Origin of the sequence: Micromonospora sp. HM5-17 (assembly GCF_003762835.1) — a bacterium.
Classification (GTDB): Bacteria; Actinomycetota; Actinomycetes; order Mycobacteriales; family Micromonosporaceae; genus Plantactinospora.
In genome coordinates, this window is the sequence record NZ_RJWA01000005.1 from 134,183 (window position 1) to 156,776 (window position 22,594).

Genomic DNA, 22,594 nt, shown 5'->3' on the forward strand with positions numbered 1-22,594 from the left:
TCAGTCTCCCTCGTCGTCCGGTTCGTAGCCGGGGCGGACGAACGGCACGATCAGGCGTACCCGTTGGTCGTGGCGGTCGATGAGCAGGGCCCGGTTGGCTCTCGGGGCGTACGCGAGGTCGGGCTGACCCAGGTACATTCCCAGTTCGCTGCCGGTGACGTTCAGCGCCACCAGGCAGGCGACGTCGTCGCGGTTGCTTGATCCGCCGATGTCGTCGGCGAGTCGGCGCAGTCCGCGCCACCAGCCGAGCAGGTGGACGCCGTGCGCGGGTCCCTGGCGGAGCACCGCCTGGAGGTCGTCCAGTCCGGACTTGAAGTTCTCGTCGCGGGCGGCGAGGACGCCGCTGGCGCCGTCCATGCCGTATCCGACGAGGAAGGTGCGGCCGGGGCCGTCGGGTGACTGGCTGGCGAGCTTGCGTAGCTCCTCGCGGAGTCCGGCGGCGTCGAGCCGGGTGACCGGGTGGCCCGCTCGGGTCAGTTCGTCGGTGGTGGTGTCCGCGATCTCGTCGGCGACCGCGACGAGCGGGGCGATGAGGAAGCGGGCGCTGCCGGGTGGGTGCTGGCGGGCCAGGCTGACGGTGGCGGCGTGCAGCACGCTGGCCCCGACCGGCGAGGTGCCGATGATGCCCAGGTGTCGGCCCGGTGTCGCGTCGAGGGGGAAGTGCGCGGTGGTGAGGTCGACGTCGACGGTCCGGCCGACCAGGGCGAGTGGGCGGCGTCCGCCCGGGATGAGTCCCCGGTACGTCGGGTCGTTCTCGACGTGTGCCGACTCGTATCCCTTGAAGACGGCGGGTGGGCGGGAGCCGGGCCGGCGGGCCTGCCAGAGTTCGTGGCGCAGCGCGGCGACCTGGGTGGCGCTGGCGTGCGCGTCGGGGAACTGGACGATCGTGTTGGCGCCGGCGATGCCGGCCGACGGGTTGATGATCGCGGAGCCGATCGGGAGTGCTCCGGCGGTCTCGTTGAGCTTGTCGAGGACGCCGTTGCCGCCGGGGAGGGCGACCCGGAGGGGGAACTGGCCGAAGATGGAGTCGGTCTTGCCGTAGAGGGCTTCGATTCCGGCGACGCTCTGGCTGGCCAGGACGAGGTGGATGCCGTACGAGCGGCCCTTGCGGGCGAGTTCCTCCAGCAGGGTGACCGCTTCGCGGGCGACGGCGTCGTTACCGGCGAAGAGGACGTGGAACTCGTCGATGACGGCGACGATCCGCGGGGTTGGGGTGCCGTCGCGGGGTAGGTCGGCGAGTTTGGTGACACCGTGTCGTTTGAGCGCGGCGGCGCGCCGGTTGAGCTCGCGGCGCAGTTCGCGCAGGATGGCGACGCCGTACTCGCGGTCGGACTCGATGCCGACGGCGCGGGCGTGGGGGATCCAGGACGGGTCGTGGTCGGTGGGGACGAACTCGGTGAAGCTGACTCCCTCCTTGAAGTCGAGGAGGTAGAGGGTGAGTTCGTCGGGTGAGTAGCGGGCGGCGAGTCCGTAGAGGACGTTGAGCAGGAAGACGGTCTTGCCGGCGCCGGTTCGGCCGCCGACCAGCCAGTGTGGGGTCTGGTCGTCGAAGGCGCAGATGACCGGGTCGCGGCCGGCGCGGCCGACGACGGCGCGGAGGCCGTTGCTGGAGGACTCGGCCCAGGGGCGGGCCGGGAGGAGGTCGGGGAAGCCGAACTCGGCGTCGCGGCGGTGCAGTTCGCCGAGGCGGTCGGCGAGGGCGGCGACGGCGTGTGGGGGCGGGTCGCCGTCGAGGCGTACCGGGGCGGCGAGGCCGGTGCCGTCGGTGCTGAACGGGTGGCCGGGCGGGTCGCCGATCCAGGCGTACCCCTGGGGGTCGAGGCGGACGGCGGTGGCGACGCCCAGCGGTGGCGGGGTGAGTCCGGCGGACCGGGGCGGGTAGCCGGCGGCGAGGACGCAGATCGCGGCGCTGGGGCCGGCGTGGGTGAGGGCGGCGAGCCGGTGCAGGTCGCGGCCGTCGGGCAGGCAGGCGGCGACGAGGAGCAGCAGTTCGGGTGGGCCGCTGGCGTGCTGGGCGGCGCGGGCGTGTCGTTCGGCGTCGTCGAGTCGTTCGGTGATCTCTGCGTCGGTGGTGGCGGGTGGGTGCAGGACGCCGGCGTCGACGAGTGGCCGCAGCGGCAGGAAGGTGGCGCCGAGGGCGGCGCTGTCGAGGGCGGAGACGCGGACGGAGCCGGGTGGGGCGGCGGCGAGCAGCCGGACGACGAGGGTGCGTAGCAGGGCGGCGACCGCGGGGTGCCGGGCGTCGGTGTCGAGGGCGAGGTGGGTGCCGCCGGCCAGCGGTACGACGGCGGGGAAGTCGCCGTGGACGGTGGTGGCCCAGCCGAGCCGGACGGGGAGCGGGCCGGCGAAGAACCGGGCGGGTTCGGGTTCGGCGGTGACGGTCTCGCCGACTCGGCGCAGGCGGGCGACGGTGTCGGCGGTCTCACCGGTGTCGGGTGGGGGCTGGAGTTGGGCGAGGGCCTGGCGGGCGGCGTGGAGGTGGGCTCGGGCCTGCTGGTGGGCGGCGACCGCCCGCCCGAATGTGGCTGACAGTCCCACGCTGCCCCCAACGCGCCTCGGCCTGTGTGGTCACCCCTGTCCCGCCCGGGCGTGACGGCCCGGTCGGGTAGTCACCGGAACACTAACCGACACGGTCGCCCGCGGGCAGCCCGGCACGACGGCGGTGCGGACGCGCGGTCGGCGCCGCCGTCGCGTACGCCCTGGTCGCGGCGCGCCGTCGGAGCACCGTGCTGGTGTTCTTCCCGGTGTTGACGGTCGTTTCCGGCGGCCTGTCTGGCGTTGGACTGGCCCCGTTCCCCGTAGTGGGATCAGGCGGGCTGACCTGCCGGCCCATGCGTGCCGGTCGTGCTGGCCTCAACGCGGGTCGACGGCGTTGGGTGCTGGCTGGCGTCGCCAGAGCAGCGCCACGACCACGATGGTGATCACGGCGCCCGGGACGAGACTGATCCTGATCCGGGTGTCCGGGAACACCGCGAAGACGACGAACCGGCCGACGAACTGGATGCTGAGCAGCACGGTTAACAGGACGCGGTGCCAGCGGCGTGCGGCGGGCAGGCGGCGCGCCAGCCAGGCGTACGCCAGACCGAAGGTGAGGTGGAAGCCGTGCTCGATGCCCAGCTGGTACGGCGGGGTCACCAGGGCGTACAGGTGCTCGACCACCAGCGCCCAGAGCAGCACGGTCAGGGCGCGCCCGTTGGGCCGGTCGGATGTGTCGGGCAATGGTTCATCACGCGAGCGGCGCCGGGTGTTGGTCACGAGGTCGGACACGGTAATCCTCTCACTTGATATAGTCTCAAGTGAGAGTAATAGAACTCGGCTCTAGACTCCAGGAATGCGCAGCACCCGATCGCCGGCCGACTCGGCACCTCTGGACTTCCTTCCCCCGGACGTCGCCACCGGGATGCTGCTCAGCACGGTCCACCGGCGCAGCCAGAAGGTGTTCAACGAGGCACTGCGGCCGCTCGGCATCGAGGAACGGCACTTCGCCACGCTGGCGGTCCTGGACGGGACCGGACCGCTCACCCAGCGCCGCCTCGCGGACCTTCTCGATCTGGACAAGTCCTCACTGGGCCGCATCGTCGACGATCTCGAACGGCAGCGGCTGGCGGAACGACGTCCGCTGCCCGGCGACCGCCGGGCGCACGCGATCCACCTGACCGAGCAGGGCCGGCAGCACGTACGGGACGGCCACCGCATCGCCGCCCAGGTCGGCCGCCACCTGTTCGGCCATCTGTCGCCGCGCACCCGCGCCGCGCTCGACCACGCGCTGCGCGAGGTCCTGGCCGCGCCCGGGGCCGACCCGGCGACGCCGGGCGACGAGAGCCGGCCGTAGGCTGCGGCGATGCGGTCTGGGCCATGAGGAGACGGCAGATACCAACCGACCAACCGGGCTGAGCAGGACTCTGCCATCGCGCTCGGGACAGCTCCGAGTCTCACTGGCCACCTCGACAGCCAACAGGCGACCAGCGTCGATCCGTCAGCGACTTTGGTCGATGCCATCGTCGACCGTGGACCGCTGCCGGCCACCCGGCCGGCTCCCTAGCGTCGGAGCATGCACGACGTCCAGTCCGACCGCCCCCACCCGCGGGCCGCCCGAGGCTCGGTACGACCATCCGAACGGGCCCTCGCCCCGGACCTGGCGCGCGGCGCGATGCTGCTGATGATCGTCATGTCGAACACCGCCTTCCACCTGTGGGCGGCCCGGCACGGCCCGACCGGCTGGCATCCGGTCGACGGCTCCACCGCCGACCGGATCGTCCAGTTCGCCATGATCGTCGGACTCGACGGGCGCGCCTATCCGGTGTTCGCGTTCCTGTTCGGCTACGGCATGATGCAGCTCTTCCGGCGGCAGGTCGCGGCCGGGGCGACCCCTCGGGCGGCGACCGCGCTGCTGCGCCGGCGCAGCCTGTGGCTGCTGCTCATCGGGTTCGGGCACGCCGCCCTCCTGCTCGCCGGCGACATCATCGGTTTCTACGCGGTCGTCAGTCTGCTGCTCGGCTGGCTGTTCCTGCGCCGCAGCGGCCGGACCCTGCTGGTGGCGGCCGCGGTGTCGGTCCTGCTCCGGCTCCTGGTCGCGGCCCCGGCGCTGTCCGCACTGCTGAGTGGCGACCTGGCCGCCGCCGGAACCCCGGTCACCGAGCCGAGCGCCCTCGCGTTCGCGGCCGGGGAGGACAACCCGCTGGTCGCGGCGGGCACCCGGCTCACCACCTGGGCGATCATCACCGGATACGGCGCGGTGGGCTGGCTCCTCGCCACCGAGCTGCTGCTCGGGTTCTGGGCGGCCCGCCGGCGAGTGCTGGAGGACCCGGCGGCGCACCGCCGGCTGCTGCGCTGGACCGCGCTGCTCGGCGTACCCGTCGGCTGGCTCGGCGGACTCCCGCTCGCGCTGGCCCACGTGGGCTGGCTCGACGTACCGCCGGCGGCGCTCGGCACCGACGGTGCCCTCAGCTCGTTGGCCCAGCTCACCGGGGTGCCGGGTGGGCTCGGCTACGTCGCCCTGTTCGGTCTGCTCGCCGCCCGCGTTCCGGTCCGGCGGTCGCGCGCGGCCGTCGGCGGCGACGGCCGGCCGGACGGGGTGGCGGGCGACCCGCGGCAGCCGCACGCGGCGGCGGTCGACGACCTCGACCGGCGACCCGGAGCGGCGTCCGACGGCCCGAACCGGCAGTCCGGGACGGCAGGCGGCCCGGAACCGCGACGCGCGGCGGCGGCGCTCGCCGCGGTGGTGGCGGCAATCGCCGCCGTCGGCAAGCGTTCGCTCTCCTGCTACCTCGGGCACTCCCTGCTGTTCGCCCCGGTACTCGCCGCCTGGGGCCTGGGACTCGGCGGGCGGCTGGGTAGCGCGACGATGGCCGCGTTCGCGCTCGGCGTCTGGCTCCTGACCGTGGTCGGCGCCAACCTGCTGGAACGGTACGACCACCCCGGGCCGGCCGAGGCGCTGCTCCGCCGGCTCGTGTACGGGCCCCGGACGACCGCGGGTGCCCGCCACGCCGACGGGGCACCCGCACCGGCTCAGCGGACCGCCGGCACCGCCAGCGGCTGCGCCGACGGGGTGACCGGGGCCGGCAGCTCCTCCACCCCGCCCAGGTAGCGGTGGATCGCCGCCGCGGCGGCCCGCCCCTCGGCGATCGCCCAGACGATCAGCGAGGCGCCACGGTGCATGTCGCCGGCGACGAAGACCCCCGGCCCGGCCTGCCAGTCCGGGTCGATGTCGACGACGCCGCGCCGGTTACGGGTGATACCGAACTGCTCCAGCAGCGGCTGGTCCTCGGTCCCCTCGAAGCCGATGGCGAGCAGCACCAGGTCAGCGGGCAGCTCCCGCTCGGTGCCGGGAATCACCGTCACCAGCCGCTGGCCGTCCCGCTTCTCGACGGTCACCTCGGCGATCTTCACCGCGCGTACCTGTCCGGTGCCGTCGTCGACGAACTCCTGGACGGCGACCGCGAAGACCCGCTCGCCGCCCTCCTCGTGCGCCGGGTACTCGCGCAGGATCCACGGCCAGGTCGGCCACGGGTCGCGTGTCTCGTCCCGTTCGCGCGGCGGGCGCGGGTAGATGTCGAGCTGGTGGACGTCGAGCGCGCCCTGCCGGTGTGCGACCCCGAGGCAGTCGGCCGCGGTGTCACCGCCGCCGATGATCACCACGTGCTTGCCGGCGGCGTCGACGGCCGGGGTGCCGGAGTCCCGGCCGCTGCCGCCCGGACGGTCACCGGCCGCCGAGGCGACCGCGCGGTTGGCCGCCACCAGGTGCTCCATCGCCTGGTGGATGCCGCGCAGCGTACGGCCCGGGGTGGTCGGGGTGTCCCGGCCGGCGAGGGCACCGCAGGCGAGCAGCACGGCGTCGTACTCGGCGCGCAGCTGCGCGGCGGTGACGTCGACGCCGACGGTCACCCCGGTACGGAACTCGACACCCTCGGCGACGAGCTGGGCCAGCCGCCGGTCGATGTGCTTCTTCTCCAGCTTGAAGTCGGGGATGCCGTACCGGAGCAGGCCGCCGATCGCGTCGTCGCGCTCGTACACGGTGACCGCGTGCCCGACCCGGGCCAGTTGCTGCGCGGCGGCGAGCCCGGCCGGGCCGGAGCCGACCACCGCGACCCGCTTGCCGCTCGCCGCGGCGGCCGGCCGGGGCGCCACCAGGTCGCGGTCGAAGGCCCGGTTGATGATCTCGACCTCGACCTGCTTGATGGTGACCGGCGCCCGGTTACCGATGCCGAGGACGCAGGCGGCCTCGCACGGCGCCGGGCAGAGCCGGCCGGTGAACTCGGGGAAGTTGTTGGTGGCGTGCAGCGCCTCGATCGCCGCCGCCCAGTTGCCGGTCCGGACCAGGTCGTTCCAGTCCGGGATCCGGTTACCGAGCGGGCAGCCGTGGTGACAGAACGGGATGCCGCAGTCCATGCAGCGGGTCGCCTGCTCGCGGATCAGCCCGTCGTCGGCGGAGGGGTAGACCTCGCGCCAGTCGCTGATCCGGACGGGGACCGGGCGACGGGCCGGCAGCCGCCGCTCGTGCTTGAGGAATCCGTTCGGGTCAGGCACGAGCCACCTCCTGGGACGGGTGCGCCTCGTCGCCCCGCGTCGGGGCGGGCACGTCGGGTGCGGCGGACGCCGGGGCGGCACCGCCCGACGGCGCGGCGGCGGAGACCGCGTCGGTGGACGACGGCGGGGCGGTGGACGACGGCGGCGCGGCCAGGGCGCTCATCACCGCCTCGTCGACGTCGCGGCCCTCGGCCCGGGCGGTCCGCATGATCTCCATTACCCGCCGGTAGTCCCGGGGCACCACGGCGGTGAACTCCGCCACCGCCTCCGGCCAGCGCTTGAGCAGCCCCTCGGCCACCGACGAGTCGGTCTCGGCGAAGTGGCGCTGCACCAGGTCGTGCAGGGTGACCCGCTCCTCGTCGGACAGCGGCGCCAGGTCGACCAGTTCGGGGTTGACCCGGCGCCGGTCGAGCCGCCAGACGAAGGCCGTACCGCCGGACATCCCGGCGGCGAAGTTGCGGCCGACGTCGCCGAGCACCACGACGATGCCGCCGGTCATGTACTCGCAGCCGTGGTCACCGACACCCTCGACGACCGCCACCGCACCGGAGTTGCGGACCGCGAAGCGTTCCCCGACCCGGCCCCGCAGGAAGAGTTCCCCGCCGGTGGCGCCGTAGAGGATGGTGTTGCCGGCGATGATCTGGTCCTCGGCGCGGCCCATCGGTCCGGGTGGGGCGTCGAGCCCGCCGGCGAACGGGGCGCTCGGGTGCGGCCGGATGACGATCCGGCCGCCGGAGAGCCCCTTGCCGACGTAGTCGTTGGCGTCACCGGCCAGCCGCAGGGTCACCCCGCTGGGCAGGAACGCACCGAACGACTGCCCGGCGGTGCCGGTGAGGTCGAACTCGATGGTGTCGGTGGGCAGGCCGGCGCCGCCGTACCGGCGGGCGACCTCGCCGCCGAGCATCGCGCCGACGCTGCGGTGCTCGTTGCGGACCTCGAGCGCGGCCCGGACCCGGCTTCCGTCCCGCAGCGCCGGCTCCGCCAGCCGGATCAGCTCGTTGTCGAGCGAGCGGTCCAGCCCGTGGTCCTGGGCCCGTACGCCGCGACGGGCGGCCCCGGCCGGCAGCTCCGGTACGTGCAGCACCGGCCGCAGGTCGAGCCCGTGGGCCTTCCAGTGGTCCACCGCCGGGGCGAAGTCGAGCAGCTCGGTGGCGCCGATCGCCTCCTCGAGGCGGCGGAAGCCGAGCTCGGCGAGGTAGCCGCGGACCTCCTCGGCGAGGAAGAGGAAGAAGTTCTCCACGAACTCCGGCCGGCCGGTGTACCGCTCGCGCAGCACCGGGTTCTGGGTGGCGATGCCGACCGGGCAGGTGTCGAGGTGGCAGACCCGCATCATGACGCAGCCGGCGACGATCAGCGGCGCGGTCGCGAAGCCGAACTCCTCGGCGCCGAGCAGGGCGGCGACGATGATGTCCCGGCCGGTCTTGAGCTGGCCGTCGACCTGGACGGTGACCCGGTCACGGAGGTTGTTGAGCAGCAGCGTCTGCTGTGTCTCGGCCAGGCCCAGCTCCCAGGGGGTGCCGGCGTGCTTGAGCGAGTTCATCGGGGAGGCGCCGGTGCCGCCGTCGTGGCCGGAGATCAGGATCACGTCGGCCTTGAGCTTGGCGACCCCGGCGGCGACGGTGCCGACCCCGACCTCGCTGACCAGCTTGACGTGGATGCGGGCGGCCGGGTTGACGCTCTTGAGGTCGTGGACGAGCTGGGCCAGGTCCTCGATGGAGTAGATGTCGTGGTGCGGCGGTGGGGAGATCAGCCCGACCCCGGGGGTGGCGTGCCGGGTGCGGGCGATCCACGGCCACACCTTGTTGCCGGGGAGCTGGCCGCCCTCGCCGGGCTTGGCGCCCTGGGCCATCTTGATCTGGATGTCGTCGGCGTTGACCAGGTACTCGGTGGTGACCCCGAACCGGCCGCTGGCGACCTGCTTGACCGCGGAGCGTCGGGCCGGGTCGTAGAGCCGTTCGACGGTTTCGCCGCCCTCGCCGGTGTTGGACTTGCCGCCGAGCCGGTTCATCGCGATGGCGAGGGTCTCGTGCGCCTCGGCCGAGATCGAGCCGTAGGACATGGCGCCGGTGGCGAAGCGCTTGACGATCTCGGTGGCCGGCTCGACCTCCTCGAGCGGCACCGGCGGACGGACCCCGGTACGCAGCCGGAACAGTCCGCGCAGCGAGCCGGCCTGGGCGGCGAGCGCGTCGACCTTGGCGGTGTACTCGCGGAAGATCTCGTACTGGCGGCTGCGGGTGGCGTGCTGGAGCAGGAAGACCGTCTCCGGGTTGAACAGGTGCAGCTCGCCCTCGCGCCGCCACTGGTACTCGCCGCCGACCTCAAGCGGCCGGTGGGCGTACTGGTTGGCGTTGCCCGGGTACGCGCGGGCGTGCCGGGCCGCGATCTCGGCGTGGATCTCGGCCAGCCCGATCCCGCCGATCTTGGTGGGGGTGCCGGCGAAGTAGCGCTGCACCAGCCGGCTGTCCAGGCCGACCGCCTCGAAGACCTGGGCTCCGCAGTACGACGAGACCGTGGAGATCCCCATCTTCGACATGATCTTCAGGACGCCCTTGCCGAGCGCCTTGACGTAGTTGCGGATCGCGGTCACCGGCTCGACGCCGGAGAGCGCACCCGTGTTGATCAGGTCCTCGACGGACTCGAAGGCGAGGTACGGGTTGACCGCGGCGGCGCCGTACCCGATCAGCAGGGCGACGTGGTGGACCTCGCGGCAGTCGCCGGACTCGACGACCAGCGCGACCTGGGTGCGGGTCTGCTCCCGGACGAGGTGCTGGTGCACCGCGGCGGTGAGCAGCAGTGACGGGATCGGGGCGAGGTCGGCGGTGGAGTCGCGGTCGGAGAGGACGAGGATGCGCACCCCGTCCTCGATCGCCTCGGAGACGTGCCGGCAGATCTCGGTGAGCCGGGCCTTGATCCCGGCCGCCCCGTCCCGGATCCGGTAGAGCCCGGAGACCCGGACCGCCTTGAAGCCGGGAAGGTCGCCGTCCTCGTCGATGGAGAGGATCTTGGCGAGCTCGTCGTTGTCGATCACCGGGTACGGCAGCACGATCTGCCGGCAGCTCGCCGGGGTCGGCTCGAGCAGGTTCCCCTCCGGGCCGATGGTCGACTGGAGGCTGGTGACCAGCTCCTCCCGGATGGCGTCCAGCGGCGGGTTGGTGACCTGGGCGAAGAGCTGGTGGAAGTAGTCGTAGAGGAGTCGGGGCCGGGTCGACAGCGGTGAGATCGGGGTGTCGGTGCCCATCGAGCCGACCGGCTCGGCGCCGGTGCGGGCCATCGGTCCGAGCAGGATCTTCAGCTCCTCCTCGGTGTAGCCGAAGGTCTGCTGCCGGCGACGTACCGAGTCGTGGGTGTAGACGATGTGCTCCCGGGCCGGCAGGTCGGCCAGGTCGATCAGGCCGGCGTGCAGCCACTCGTCGTACGGGTGCTCGGCGGCCAGCTCGGACTTGATCTCCTCGTCCGTGACGATCCGCCCGGCGGCGGTGTCGACCAGGAACATCCGGCCCGGCTGCAGCCGTCCCTTGGCCACCACGGTCGCCGGGTCGAGGTCGAGCACCCCGGCCTCGCTGCCGAGCACGACCAGGCCGTCGGAGGTGAGCCACCACCGGCCGGGCCGCAGACCGTTGCGGTCGAGGACGGCGCCGACCAGGGTGCCGTCGGTGAAGGCGACCGAGGCCGGCCCGTCCCACGGCTCCATCAGGCTGGCGTGGAAGCGGTAGAAGGCCCGCTTCGCCGGCGCCATGTCGGGGTCGTTCTCCCACGCCTCGGGGATCATCATCAGCACCGCGTGCGGCAGGCTCCGCCCGGCCAGGTGCAGCAGTTCGAGGACCTCGTCGAAGTTGGCCGAGTCGGAGGCCGCCGGGGTGCAGATCGGGAAGAGCCGCCGGATGTTTCCCGGGATGTTCGGGCTGCGCAGCAGCGCCTCGCGGGCCTGCATCCAGTTCCGGTTGCCCCGGATCGTGTTGATCTCGCCGTTGTGGGCGATGAACCGGTACGGGTGGGCCAGCGGCCAGGACGGGAAGGTGTTGGTGGAGAAGCGGGAGTGGACCAGGGCGATCGCGCTGTCGAGGCGCGGATCGGTCAGGTCGGGGAAGAACGCCGGGAGCTGGTCGGGGGTGAGCATGCCCTTGTAGACCAGGGTCCGGCAGGACAGCGACGGGAAGTAGGCGGCGATGCCCCGCTCGGCGGTCTCCCGCTCGGCCTGCTTGCGGACGCAGAACGCCACCCGGTCGAGGTCGAGGCCGGTCAGCGGGGTGCCGGCGGGCCCGGCGGGGGAGTCGGTGAGCCGGCGTGCGGTGAGGAAGACCTGCCGGATCCGCGGCATGGCCGCCAGGGCGGTCGCGCCGAGCCCGTCCGGGCGGACCGGCACGTCCCGCCAGCCGAGAAGTTCGGCGCCCTCGACGAGCGCGTACTTCTCCAGCACGGTGCGGGCGCGCGCCTCGTCGTCGGGGTTGGTGGGGAGGAAGACCAGGCCGGTGGCGTACTGCCCGGCCGGCGGGAGCGGGAAGTCGACGACCTGGCGGAGGAACGCGTCCGGGACCTGGATCATGATCCCGGCGCCGTCCCCGGTGTTGGGCTCGGCGCCCCGGGCGCCCCGGTGGTCCAGCCGGCAGAGTGCGGCGAGGCCCTTGGCGACGACGTCGTGCGAGCGGCGACCGTGCATGTCCGCCACGAACGCCACCCCGCAGGAGTCTCGCTCGGTGGTGGGGTCGTAGAGCCCCTGCGCCGGGGGCGTCGGTCGCGCTGCCGCCGCCTGGGCCGGCCCGGGCACGGATGCGGCGCTCGACCGATCGGCGGCGGGGGCGAGGTCGGCGATCGCCGGCGAGGAGGGGTGCGGTTCCTGAGGGTACGGAAAGGCCACCTGGGCTCCTGTCGTCATTCACGTTCAATCATGCGGCGGGACGACGTCGGCCCTGCGGGTCTTCTGAGTTTACGTTAGGGGCCGGCGGGGTTCGCCAGGTCGGATGGCTCACACGGCGCGGAATCGATCACACATGGGGGGTCCGGTGCGGGTACGCTCCCCCGGTGGAGCCGATGCAAAAAGAGCTCTTTGACCGGTTAGAACGGTTCTACGACGCCGTACCGCGTGACGTCGCCCACACCGAGACGTTCGGTGCGCTGGTGCTCTTCGTGCGCGACAGCGCGGGTTGGTCATTCTACGCCCGGCCGCGTCTGGACGCCACGGAGCCGCCGTCGGCCGCCGACGTCAGGGCGGTCCGGCGGCGGCAGCGTGAACTCGGGCTGCCCGAGGCGTTCGAGTGGGTGCACGAGACCCAGCCGGAGTTGTTGGCGGTGGCCCGCTCGGCCGGGCTGTCGGTCCTGGAGGCGCCCCTGATGGTCCTCGACCCGGCCGCCCTGCCGCCCGTCGACGCCCGTCCCGGCCCACGGGTGCGGATCCTGGATCCGACGGCACCCTCCTTCGCCGCCGACGTCGCGCTGCGCCGGGCGGTCGCCGCCGTCGGCTTCGCGACGCCCGGCACCGCGGTCGGCGGGCCCGGTCCGGCCGCCCGCGACACCGCTCTCGTCGAGCTGTCCGGTGACGCGCTGGAGGAGGAGCGCTCCCGCACCATCGCGGGACGGCGCATCTCCGCCCTTGTCGAGACGCCCGAGGAGGGGGCGGTGGCCAGCGGTATGGCGCTGCGGGTCGACGACGTGGCGGAGATCGCCGGGATCGCCACCCTGCCCTCGGCCCGCCGCCGGGGCCTCGGCGCGGCGATCACGGCCGCGCTGGCCCGTCGGCTCCTCGACGACGGCACCGACCTGGTCTTCCTCTCCGCCGGCAGCGAGGAGATCGCCCGGGTCTACCTGCGGGTCGGCTTCCGCCGGATCGGCACCTCCTGCATCGCCGAGCCGGCCCCGGCCACCGTCTGAGCGACCGGCGGCGCCGGCTCGGCGTACGCCGGTGGGCCGGGCCGTTATCGCCGCGTCCGTCTACTTTGTCCCCGCGAACACGCCCGCCACCTGGGCGGTTGACCCTCAAATCCCGCTCAAGATCATTGCTTCGTCCGATCCGGACGATCATGATGGCCCGCATGCAGTCCCTGCTCAGTTCCCCTCCCCCGGAGCTCGCATGCGTGTAAGGCGACCCACCGTCATCGTGCTGTCCGCCCTCCTCGCCGCCACCCTCGGCACGGTGACCGCGCCGACGGCGGCGGCGGGCCAGCCGGGCTCGGCCACCACGGCGGCCGAACCGAACGAGGTCACCAACCTCACCGTCACCCAGGCCGACGGGTACGCCACGCTCGCCTGGACGCCCGTCGAGGGCGCCACCGACTACCAGATCGAACGGACGCCGGTCGACGCGAACGACGTACCGACCGGGCCGTCGGTCGTGGTCGGGGTGTGGCGGCCCAACCGGCAGATCAACAACGAGTCACCGACCTTCGCCGACGCCGGCTTCAACCCCGGCGACCGCTTCCAGTGGCGGGTACGCGCCCGCTTCGGCACCGTCGAGCAGCCGTACTCCGCCCCGGTCACCGGCACCACCCGCCAGCCGTGGGGCGACCCCGCCGTCCCTGGTCAGAACCTGCGGACCCGGTGGGAGACCACCAGGGCGGTCCAGTACACCAGCGACGTCGACGAGTACGCCTACACCGCCGAGATCGACCGGCTCAGCGACCGGGTCCGCGTGGTGGAGATCGGCCGCACCGTCCTCGGCCGGCCGATCAACATGTTCGTCTTCGGCTACCCGACCCCGCCGGCCACCCCCGAGGCCGTCGCGGCGACGTCCCCGGTGGCGATCAACTGCAACGTACACGGCAACGAGCCGGGTGACCGCGAGGCCTGCCTGATCATGGCCCGGCAGCTCGCGTTCAGCACCGACCCCCGGATCATCGACATCCTGTCGCACACCACCGTCCTGATTGTCCCGACCGTCAACGGCGACGGCCGCGCGGCCAACACCCGGGGCAACTCCACCGGGCAGGACCTCAACCGTGACTACTCGCTGATCCGCCAGCCGGAGACGGCGGCGTTCGTCCGGATGGTCCGCGACTACCGGCCGATCGCCAGCTACGACGGCCACGAGTACGGCAACTCGCGCGCCGGCGACCTGCCGATGCTCCCGCCCCGCCACCAGAACGTGGCACAGTCGGTCTTCGACCAGTCCCAGGACATGATCGAGGGCTACATGTACGCCAGGGCCGCCGAGGACGGCTGGTGGCCCTGCCCGTACGGCTGCGAGGGCGGCGGCAACGTGGGCCTGGGCGAGGAGACCATCCTGCGCAACACCCTCGGCCTGAAGAACGTCGTGAACTCGCTGCTGGAGCTGCGCAGCTCCGGCGGACAGACCCGGCCGGACGAGAGCAACACCGCGAACAACCGGCGCCGCAAGACGTACTCGGCACTGTGGACGTTCCACCACCTGCTCGACTACCACCGGGCCCGCTACGACGAGATCAGGCGGGCCCGGGCGGAGGCGATCACGTTCCAGGCCTCGAACAGCGGCCGGATCGTCTTCCGGGGATCCCGCCCCATCCCGGCCCACCCGGCCCCGCACCCCGCCGACGCGGTGCCGCCGCTGGACGCGCCGAGGCCGGAGATGATCCTCGACGACGCGCCGTGCGCGTACCGGCTCACCCCCGAGCAGTACCTCGGTGCGCGCACCGACGGGCCCGGCGGAGTCGGCGCCAGCCTGGCGGAGCGGATCGCCGCCCACGGCTGGAAGGTGGTCAAGGCCGCCGACGGCTACTACGTGCCGCTGGCCCAGCCGGAGCGGGGACTGATCCCGCTGCTGCTGGACGCGCAGGGCGCCGAGGAGTGGGTCGGCGGCGAGCGGGTCTACCCGACCCTGACCGGCCGCCACAACGGTCCACTGACCGTATCCGGATTCACCTGCATCGCGGACGGCACCATCAACGGCCCGGTCACGGTACGCCCGGGCGCGACGCTGATCGCGTACCGGACGACCGTCAACGGGCCGGTCACCGCCACCGGCGCCGCCGGTGTCGTCCTCGGCGACAGCACCGTCCGCGGGCCCCTCCAGGTCGCGAACGGTGCCGGCCCCCTCTCGCTGGTCGGCAACACCGTCTCCGGCCCGGTGAACCTGGTCGGCAACACCGGCACGGACGCCCCGCTGGTCGCCGGCAACACCGTCCACGGTCCGCTGCACTGCACCGGAAACCGGGTCACCCCGACCGCCATCGAGGTCCCGAACGCGGTCACCGGACCGAGGGCGGGACAGTGCGCGGCGCTGTGACGCCGTAGCGCCCGTCCCCCACGTCGGCGGGTCCGGGCCAGTCGCCCGGACCCGCCGACGCCGCACCCGCACCCCACGTGGAGGTCCGCGTGTTCGCACCGTCTCCCGCCTCCGCCGACCCCGCCGCCCCGCCCGGTCGCCGGACCCGCCCCGCCCCGACACCTCCACACCCCCGCCGGGTACGTCGCCCCGGCCGACTCGGTCTCCTCGCGGCCACCCTGGTGCTGGCGGGCGTGGCGGCCGGCTGCACCGGCGACGGATCCGCCGACCCCCACGAACCGGGCCGGACCGGCGGCCCAGCAGCCGCGGCGACCGGCGGGGTCAGCGGCCCCCTCTGCGCGGCCCTGCCGGCCGGCACCGATCCCGGCAACCCGGACTCCCTGGTCGACGAACCGGCCGACCAGGCGATGCGGTGGATTCCGGTGCTGACGACGTTCGAGGCGGCGGTCCGGGCGGCCGGTCTCTCCGCGCAGTTGCGCGACCCGCGGGGCGTCACGGTCCTGGCGCCCACCGACGACGCGTTCGCCCGGAAGTTCTCCGCGAGCAACCTCGACGAGCTGATGATCCACGACCGGGACACGCTGCGGACGCTGCTGCGGGCCCACCTCGTCGCGGGATCACACTCGCTGGCGGACCTGCTCGCGGCGGGCACCGTGACCACGATGGACGGTACCCGGCTGACGGTGACCCCGACCGAGTCGATGGCACGGCTCGGCGACACGGCCACGACCATCTGCGCCGACTACCGGGTCGCCGGCGGACGGATCCACCTCATCGACGCCGTCCTCGGCACCCTGCCGACCACCGCCGGCCTGGACGACGACCCCGCCCACTGACCCGCCGCACGGTCCCCGCGAACCCGCCGGCCGCACCGGGGGAATGCTCGCACGCTCCGTCGGCCGACCGGGCGCGGGACCGGCGGAACGCCGGTGCGGCCGGCCCCACCGCCGCCGATCCGAGCCGTCGGCTCGATCGCCCGCCGAGGGCGGACCGGGTGGGGCCGGTGGGCCTCCGGGCTGGGTGCCGCCCCGGGGAGGGCGCCGGGCACTCCCGGCGGAGCTCACCGCGCGGCCTGTCCGGCCGGGGCACGACCGGCACAGACAATGTCGCAGGTGGTCAGCAGGGTGTCGATCCCCAGCTCCCGACCCCGTCGGTGCGCCTCCGGATACCCGTCACCGAGCGCCGCGCGCAGTCCCCGCCGGGTCGCCGCCACACCCGGCCGCTCGCAGGCCGGCACCGGCGCCCCGATCTCGGCACGGATCCGCTCCGCCGCGCCGAGCAGCACCGCACCCCGGATCGGGTCGTCGTCCAGCCGGGCCACCTCGGCAAGCGCCTCCAGCACACTCGCGGTACGCCACCGGTCGCCGACCTGACGGTGCGCCGCGAGACTCGCCCGGAGGTGGGCCGCGGCCCGGCGAGGGCGTCCCCCGCGCAGCTCCACCAGGCCCCGCAGGTTGTGCGCCCATCCGACGCCCTCGGGAAAGCCGATCGCCGAGTGCCGGCGAAGCGCGACGTCGAGCAGCGCCGAGGCCCGGTCGATCTCGCCCCGGTAGAGCGCGACCGCGCCGAGATTCATCAGCGCACTCGCCGCCGAGAGCGGGTCACCCAGGGCCTCGTACCGGCGCAGGCTCACCCGTAGCCGGGACTCGGCACGGTCCAGGTCCCCGGAGAGCCAGGCGGTGAAGCCACGCAGCTCGGCGACCTGCGCCTCGCCCCACTCGTCGCCGCACTCGGCGAAGATCGCCCCGGCCGCGGCGAGGTGGCGGGCGGACTCGCCGTACCGGGCCCGCTCCCGAGCCACCGAGCCGAGGATCTGCTCCACCTGGGCCTCCCCCCGACGGTCGCCGGCGGCCCGGCAGGCCGACCGGGCCAGCTCCGCGTGGGCCGTCGCCGCCGGGTAGTCGCAGCCCAGCATCGCCAGCATCGCCGCGCCGGTGCCGGCGCGGGCCCGCAGCGCGGCCGGCGCCGTGGGATGCCGGGCCAGCGCGGCGGCCAACCAGTCGTGTCCCTCCCGGTAGTGGCCCTCCAGCCGCCAGTACCTCGTCAGCGCGGCCGCCAGCCGCAGGTCACCGTGCTCCGGACCACCCGCACCCGCCTCGGTCAGCCAGCTCATCGCCGCGCGGAGGTTGGCCGCCTCGGCGCGCATCCGACCCAGCCACCACTGCTGCGCGGCGCCGCGCAGCCGGGCGTCGGCCCGCTCGGCCAGCTCCAGGCAGTACGTCGCCAGCGCCCACCGGGCCGCGGCCTCGTCGCCGGAGTCGGCGAGCCGGGCCTGGGCGTGCCGCCGTACCGGCCCCAACATCCGGTAACGGACGTCGTCGGGCCCGGTCGGCCGCGTGTCGGCCGACGCCGACGGGGCCGGGACCGGCTCGACCAGCGACGCCTCGACCAGGGCAACCAACGCCGCCGGGGCGGCCGCACCGCCGAGCGCCCGCGCCGCCGCGAGGTCGAACCCGCCGACGCAGACCGACAGCCGGTCGAACAGCCGGCACGCGTCGGGGTCGAGGTGGGCGAGGCTGGACTCGACGGCGGCGGCGATGCTGCGGTGCCGGTCCGGCGCGGTCGGATCCGGACTGCGCAGCAGCCGGACGTCGGCGCGGAGCCGGGTGACGATCTCGGCGACGCTCAGCAGCGGCGTCCGCGCCGCGGCCAGCTCGATGGCGAGCGGCAGCCCGTCGAGTTCGGCGCAGAGCCGGACGACCGCCTCGGCGCTCTCCTCGGGAAGCGGACGGCCGCGGACCCGCTCCGCACGGTCGAGGAAGAGCCGGGTGGCCGGGTGCGCGGCGAGCGCCGCGATGCTGTGGCCGGCCGTCACGGGCGGTACGGCGAGGGCCGGCACCCGGATCCTCGCCTCCCCGGGCAGCCGCAGCTCCACCCGGCTGGTGGTCAGCACCCGCAGGCCGGGGCAGGCGGCGAGCAGCCGGTCGACGAGTTCCACGCAGCCGGCGACCAGGTGCTCGCAGTTGTCGAGCAGCAGCAGCGCCTCGACCGCACCGAGGTCGGCGACGAGCGACTCGACCGCGTCGGCGCCGACCTCCGGTACGCCGAGCGCGGCGGCGACGGCCCGTGGGACCCGGATCGGGCTCTCCACCGGGCTCAGGTCGACGAACCAGACCGGCCGATTGGTGATCCGGCCCGCCACCGCCACCGCCAGCCGCGTCTTGCCGACACCCCCGGCCCCGGTCAGGGTGACCACGCGGTGGTCGCGCAGCCGCGCGGCGACGGTGTCGATCAGGTCCTCCCGGCCGAGCAGCGGGGTGAGCGGGACGGGCAGCCCGGCCGCCGGGCGGGGCCGGGTAGCGGGTGGGTGGGCCTCGACCTGCGGGACCGGTTCGGGCGCGGGCTCCGCCGCCCAGTCCTCGGTCAGCCGGCCCAGCCGGACCGCCTCCGCCACCGCGGCGATCCGGCCGGCGGGCTCGGTGCCCAGCTGCTCCCGAAAGACCGCGCGGGCCCGCCGCTCCACCTCGGCCGCGGCCCGACGACCGACGCCGAGGAAGGTGGCCACCAGCAGCAGCTCCCACAACCGGGCCCGCAGCGGGTGGCGCAGCAGCGCCGCCTCCAGGTCGACGAGCGCGGTGCGGGCCAGTCGGGCGCCGGCCACCCCCGCGGTCACCACCGCGCGGTCGGCCACCGGTCCCCCGGCGGCGACGTGCGCCGCCACGGCCGCGCGCAGCCGGTTTTCCCAGTACTCCTCGACGGCGTCGATCCGGGGGTCTGCCGGGCGTGCCCCGTCCCGAGTGGTGGCCAGCCACCCCGCCCCGGCCTGCTGGTCAGACGCGCTGTGCCGCACCTGGGAGCCCTCACCTTCGCTCCCGGGTAGTGTCCGTCGCGGTCGGCGACGCGGTCATCCCCCCGATCGGTCGGTTGGGCGGCGAACCGGAGGTCCGACGGGACCCGCTCGGGCGACCGTCGACCCGATTCGGGCCCCGCGCCGCGGCCGGGACGGCGGGCTCCGGCCGATCAGGCCGGAGGACGCCACTGCGCGGCGACGCTCGCCGCGTTCCCCATCAACCGGGGCGTGATGGTGCCGAGCGCCACGTCCCGGGCCCGCAACGCCAGCCGGCCCCGGGCCTGGAGCACCGCCGCCATCCGACGGGTCTGCCGGACCATCGTCGCGGTCCGGGGGCGACGCAGCCGGCTGTACGACTCGACGGCATCCCGCAGCGGCGGGCCGGGAATCGCCTCCCGGACCAGCGCCGCCAGCGTGGCGGCGTCCTCCAGGGCCAGACAGGCGCCCTGCCCGAGGTGGTGCGGCATGGCGTGCGCGGAGTCGCCGAGCAGGACGATCCCGCCGGTGCCGATCGGGAAGCCGTACGACTTGGGCAGCGGTCGAAGCTCACGGACCTCCTGCTGGACCAGGTCCTCCGGCTCGGTGGCGGCGAGCAGGTCGACGATCGGCGCCGGCCAGTCGGCGAACCACCGGCGGAGCAGCGCGAGCTGGGTCGCCGGGGGCTCCGGGCGGGACGCGCCGGCCGCGGTCGCGACCCAGTAGATCCCGCCGCGGCTGGAGCCGCCGGCGGAGCCGCGCTCGCCGAGTGAGGCGGCGACGAAGCGGTAACCGGCGCCGAGGGTCTCCCCGCCGACCGGCTGGTCGGGTGGCAGCTCCGGGGCGCGGTACCAGGGGATGACCGCCCGCCACGCCGCGCAGCCGGAACTGACCACGGCGGCCTCGGGGGCGAGCCGACGCCGGAGCACGCTGTCGATGCCGTCGGCGGCGACCACCAGGTCGGCCTCGTAGGTGCTGCGCCCGTCCCCGACGGCCGGCCGCTCGCCGTCGGCGACCCGTACCGTCCGGACCTCCACGCCGGTCCGGATCTCGACCTTGTCGCCGAGCCCGGCCACCAGCGCGTCGTGCAGGTCCTCCCGGTGGACGACGACCGGCGCCCGGTCGCCGAGCACCGGTCGGGGCTGGACCAGCCACTGCCCGTCGGGACGGCGGACGCCCGCGTCGGGCAGCGGGGTCGCGATCGCGGCCAGCCCCGCGCCGAGGTCGAGCGCGCGCAGCGCCCGGACCCCGTTGGGCCAGAGGATCAACGCGGTGCGTTCGGCCCGAACCCGGTCACCGCGCTCGAGGAGAGTCACCTGCCAACCGGTGCGGGCCAGCGCGCCGGCAGTCGCCAGCCCGCCGATCCCGGCACCCACCACCACGGCGGTCCGCATCGTCGGCTCCGTTCAGCGGTCCCGGTCGGCGCCGGTGCCGGCGGTGGATCCGGACCCGGTCTCAGCCTCGGCGGTCGCGTCGGTCTCCGACGCCGGTGCGGCCTCACCCGGGCGACTCTCGGCCGAGGGCGTCTCGGTGGCCGCCTCGGTCTCCTCCGCCGCGCCGTCCTGCGGCGCGGCGCCCGCGTCGCCGGCGCCGGAGCCGCCGGCCTCCTCGGGCGGCAGCTCGCCTGTCTCCCGATAGCGGTCGAACTGCTCCTCGGTCACCACCCGGTAGCCGCTCGGCGCGGCCGTGCCGGCCTGGCGGGTCCGGGAGACGTCGACCTGGGAGACGTCGCCACCGGTCGGGGTGACCGGCGCCGCGGTGGTGCCCAGCGGAACGACGTACTCGCGGGGGCCACGGACCCGGACGAAATAGATCAGCGCGCCCAGGAAGACCAGCGCGGAGGTCCAGACGTTGAGCCGTACGCCGAGGATCTGGTTGGCCTCGTCGGTTCGCATCATCTCGATCCAGAACCGGCCGGCGGTGTAGCCCATCACGTAGAGGGCGAAGGCGCGTCCCCGACCGAACCGGAACCGCCGGTCGAGGAGGAAGACGAGACCGGCGACGGCGATGTTCCAGAGCGCCTCGTAGAGGAAGGTGGGGTGGTACAGACCCGGTTCGAGGATCGGGTTGCCGTTGTCGTCGCGCAGCGCGTGCCCGGGGTTGGCCGGATCCATCCGGTTGATCTCCAGCCCCCAGGGCAGGGTCGTCTGGCCGCCGAAGAGCTCGTTGTTGAACCAGTTGCCGAACCGCCCGACCGCCTGGGCCAGCGGCAGCCCCGGAGCCAGCGCGTCCGCCACCACGGTCAACGGGATGCCGAGCTGCCGGGCGGCCAGCCAGGCGCCCAGCGCCCCGCCGGCGACCGCGCCCCAGATCCCGAGCCCGCCCTCCCAGATGTAGAGGGCGCGGACCGGGTCGCCGCCCTCGCCGAAGTAGCTCTCGGGAGAGGTGATCACGTGGTAGATCCGGGCACCGACGATGCCGAACGGCACCGCCCAGACCGCGATGTCGAGCACCGCCCAGGGTGCGACGCCGCGGCGCCGCAGCCGCAGTTCCGTCACCACGGAGGCGACCACGATGCCGAGGACGATGCAGAGCGCGTACGCCCGGATCGGCACCGGGCCGAGCTGCCACACGGCGGTGGCTGGACTCGGCAGGGCCGCCTGAGGAGTCAGCGAGGCGAGGGTCACGGGTGCACAGGCTACCGTCGCGACCCCCACCGGCGGCACCCCGGTCCGGTTGGCGCGCCCTGGTGAGCCGAGTCCGGTTCGTGGACCGGCGCGAATTATCGGCCGTCGCGGACGGAGCCCCCCGCACCCGACGGCGTCGGCTCCGGCCGAGGGCCCGCCGCCCGGCAGGGCCGGTCAGGAGCGGACGGCCCGCACCCCCTCGGCGAGCTCGGTGCTGAGGGCACGCAGGGCGGCCAGCCCGGACGCCTCGTCCGGCGCGTCCAGCACCGTACGGACGAGCGCGCTGCCGACGATCACCCCGTCGGCGTACCGGCCGACCTCGGCGGCCTGGGCCCCGGTGCTGACCCCGAGACCGACCCCGACCGGCAGGTCGGTGACCTCGCGAACCCGGCCCACCAGGATCGGCGCCGCCTCGGAGGTGCGCTCCCGCGCGCCGGTGACCCCCATCAGGGCGGTGGCGTAGACGAAACCCCGGCAGTGCGCGACGGTCATCGCCAGCCGCTCGTCGGTGGAGGAGGGGGCGACCAGGAACGTCCGGTCCAGCCCGTACGCGTCGGAGGCGGCAAGCCACTCGGCCGCCTCCTCCGGAATCAGGTCCGGGGTGATCAGGCCGGTGCCGCCGGCGGCCGCCAGGTCGCGGGCGAAGGCGTCCACACCGTACTGCTCGATCGGGTTCCAGTAGGTCATGATGACGACCGGGGCGCCGGTGGCGGTGACCGCCTCGACGACGCGCAGCGCGTCGGCGACCCGGACCCCGCCGGCGAGCGCGATGTCGCTGGCCCGCTGGATGACCGGCCCGTCCATCACCGGATCGGAGTACGGAATCTCCAGCTCGATGACGTCGACCCCGGACTCGACCATCGCGGTCATCGCCGCGATGCTCCGCTCGACGGTCGGGAAACCGGCCGGCATGCAGCCGACCAACAGGGCCCGCTCCTCGGCACGGGCCTTCTCGAAGGCGACCGCGATGCTCCGCTCGGACAC

Annotated in this window: 13 protein-coding genes; 5 read left to right on the forward strand and 8 right to left on the reverse strand. The window is 74.3% G+C overall.

The window, feature by feature from the left end; translation table 11 throughout:
• Positions 1-2,538, reverse strand: coding sequence for an FtsK/SpoIIIE domain-containing protein (locus EF879_RS16210; RefSeq protein WP_123559471.1), 2,538 nt, complete (start codon positions 2,536-2,538; stop codon positions 1-3).
• Positions 2,539-2,853: 315 nt separating this feature from the next.
• Positions 2,854-3,267: a hypothetical protein gene (locus EF879_RS16215; protein WP_148086462.1), complete on the reverse strand. Its 414-nt coding sequence runs from the start codon at positions 3,265-3,267 to the stop codon at positions 2,854-2,856.
• Between the two features lie 64 nt (positions 3,268-3,331).
• Between EF879_RS16215 and EF879_RS16220 the strand changes: the two genes are divergently transcribed.
• A complete protein-coding gene (locus EF879_RS16220) occupies positions 3,332-3,832 on the forward strand; it encodes a MarR family winged helix-turn-helix transcriptional regulator (RefSeq protein ID WP_123559475.1) in 501 nt (166 codons plus the stop codon).
• Between the two features lie 219 nt (positions 3,833-4,051).
• Positions 4,052-5,587: a DUF418 domain-containing protein gene (locus EF879_RS27685; RefSeq protein WP_199736464.1), complete on the forward strand. Its 1,536-nt coding sequence runs from the start codon at positions 4,052-4,054 to the stop codon at positions 5,585-5,587.
• Here the strand turns inward: EF879_RS27685 and EF879_RS16230 are convergent.
• Positions 5,509-7,026: a glutamate synthase subunit beta gene (locus EF879_RS16230; RefSeq protein WP_123559477.1), complete on the reverse strand. Its 1,518-nt coding sequence runs from the start codon at positions 7,024-7,026 to the stop codon at positions 5,509-5,511. The two genes, EF879_RS27685 and EF879_RS16230, sit on opposite strands and share 79 nt — an antisense overlap.
• Positions 7,019-11,791 (reverse strand): glutamate synthase large subunit, encoded by a 4,773-nt coding sequence (gltB, locus tag EF879_RS16235; protein ID WP_233604541.1) that lies wholly within the window; start codon positions 11,789-11,791, stop codon positions 7,019-7,021. Before gltB ends, EF879_RS16230 begins: the two co-directional genes overlap by 8 nt.
• Before the next feature lie 263 nt (positions 11,792-12,054).
• Between gltB and EF879_RS16240 the strand changes: the two genes are divergently transcribed.
• The 3 genes from EF879_RS16240 to EF879_RS16250 all read left to right on the forward strand — a co-directional run bounded on the left by EF879_RS16240 (position 12,055) and on the right by EF879_RS16250 (position 16,053).
• On the forward strand, positions 12,055-12,891 hold the full coding sequence (locus tag EF879_RS16240; RefSeq protein WP_199736483.1) for a GNAT family N-acetyltransferase: 837 nt from the start codon (positions 12,055-12,057) through the stop codon (positions 12,889-12,891).
• A 199-nt stretch (positions 12,892-13,090) separates the two neighbouring features.
• Positions 13,091-15,217, forward strand: coding sequence for a M14 family zinc carboxypeptidase (locus EF879_RS16245; RefSeq protein WP_123559483.1), 2,127 nt, complete (start codon positions 13,091-13,093; stop codon positions 15,215-15,217).
• A gap of 89 nt (positions 15,218-15,306) precedes the next feature.
• Positions 15,307-16,053, forward strand: coding sequence for a fasciclin domain-containing protein (locus EF879_RS16250; RefSeq protein ID WP_148086463.1), 747 nt, complete (start codon positions 15,307-15,309; stop codon positions 16,051-16,053).
• A gap of 224 nt (positions 16,054-16,277) precedes the next feature.
• On the opposite strand, the gene EF879_RS16255 is transcribed toward EF879_RS16250, so the two are convergent.
• The 4 genes from EF879_RS16255 to trpA all read right to left on the reverse strand — a co-directional run bounded on the left by EF879_RS16255 (position 16,278) and on the right by trpA (position 22,594).
• Entirely contained in the window at positions 16,278-19,007 is a 2,730-nt protein-coding gene (locus EF879_RS16255) for an XRE family transcriptional regulator (protein ID WP_123559487.1), read from the reverse strand.
• Positions 19,008-19,177: 170 nt separating this feature from the next.
• Positions 19,178-20,377 (reverse strand): NAD(P)/FAD-dependent oxidoreductase, encoded by a 1,200-nt coding sequence (locus tag EF879_RS16260; protein ID WP_123559489.1) that lies wholly within the window; start codon positions 20,375-20,377, stop codon positions 19,178-19,180.
• A 12-nt stretch (positions 20,378-20,389) separates the two neighbouring features.
• A complete protein-coding gene (lgt, locus tag EF879_RS16265; RefSeq protein WP_123559491.1) occupies positions 20,390-21,610 on the reverse strand; it encodes a prolipoprotein diacylglyceryl transferase in 1,221 nt (406 codons plus the stop codon).
• 174 nt (positions 21,611-21,784) lie between these two features.
• Complete coding sequence (trpA, locus tag EF879_RS16270) at positions 21,785-22,594, reverse strand: tryptophan synthase subunit alpha (RefSeq protein ID WP_199736465.1); 810 nt, start codon at positions 22,592-22,594, stop codon at positions 21,785-21,787.

Bases quoted from the DNA above. Each gene is read 5' to 3' on its own strand.
- EF879_RS16240 (WP_199736483.1), top strand. From the start codon at position 12,055: ATGCAAAAAGAGCTCTTTGACCGGTTAGAACGGTTCTACGACGCCGTA.
- EF879_RS16260 (WP_123559489.1), bottom strand. From the start codon at position 20,377: ATGCGGACCGCCGTGGTGGTGGGTGCCGGGATCGGCGGGCTGGCGACT.
- EF879_RS27685 (WP_199736464.1), top strand. From the start codon at position 4,052: ATGCACGACGTCCAGTCCGACCGCCCCCACCCGCGGGCCGCCCGAGGC.
- EF879_RS16245 (WP_123559483.1), top strand. From the start codon at position 13,091: ATGCGTGTAAGGCGACCCACCGTCATCGTGCTGTCCGCCCTCCTCGCC.
- EF879_RS16220 (WP_123559475.1), top strand. From the start codon at position 3,332: ATGCGCAGCACCCGATCGCCGGCCGACTCGGCACCTCTGGACTTCCTT.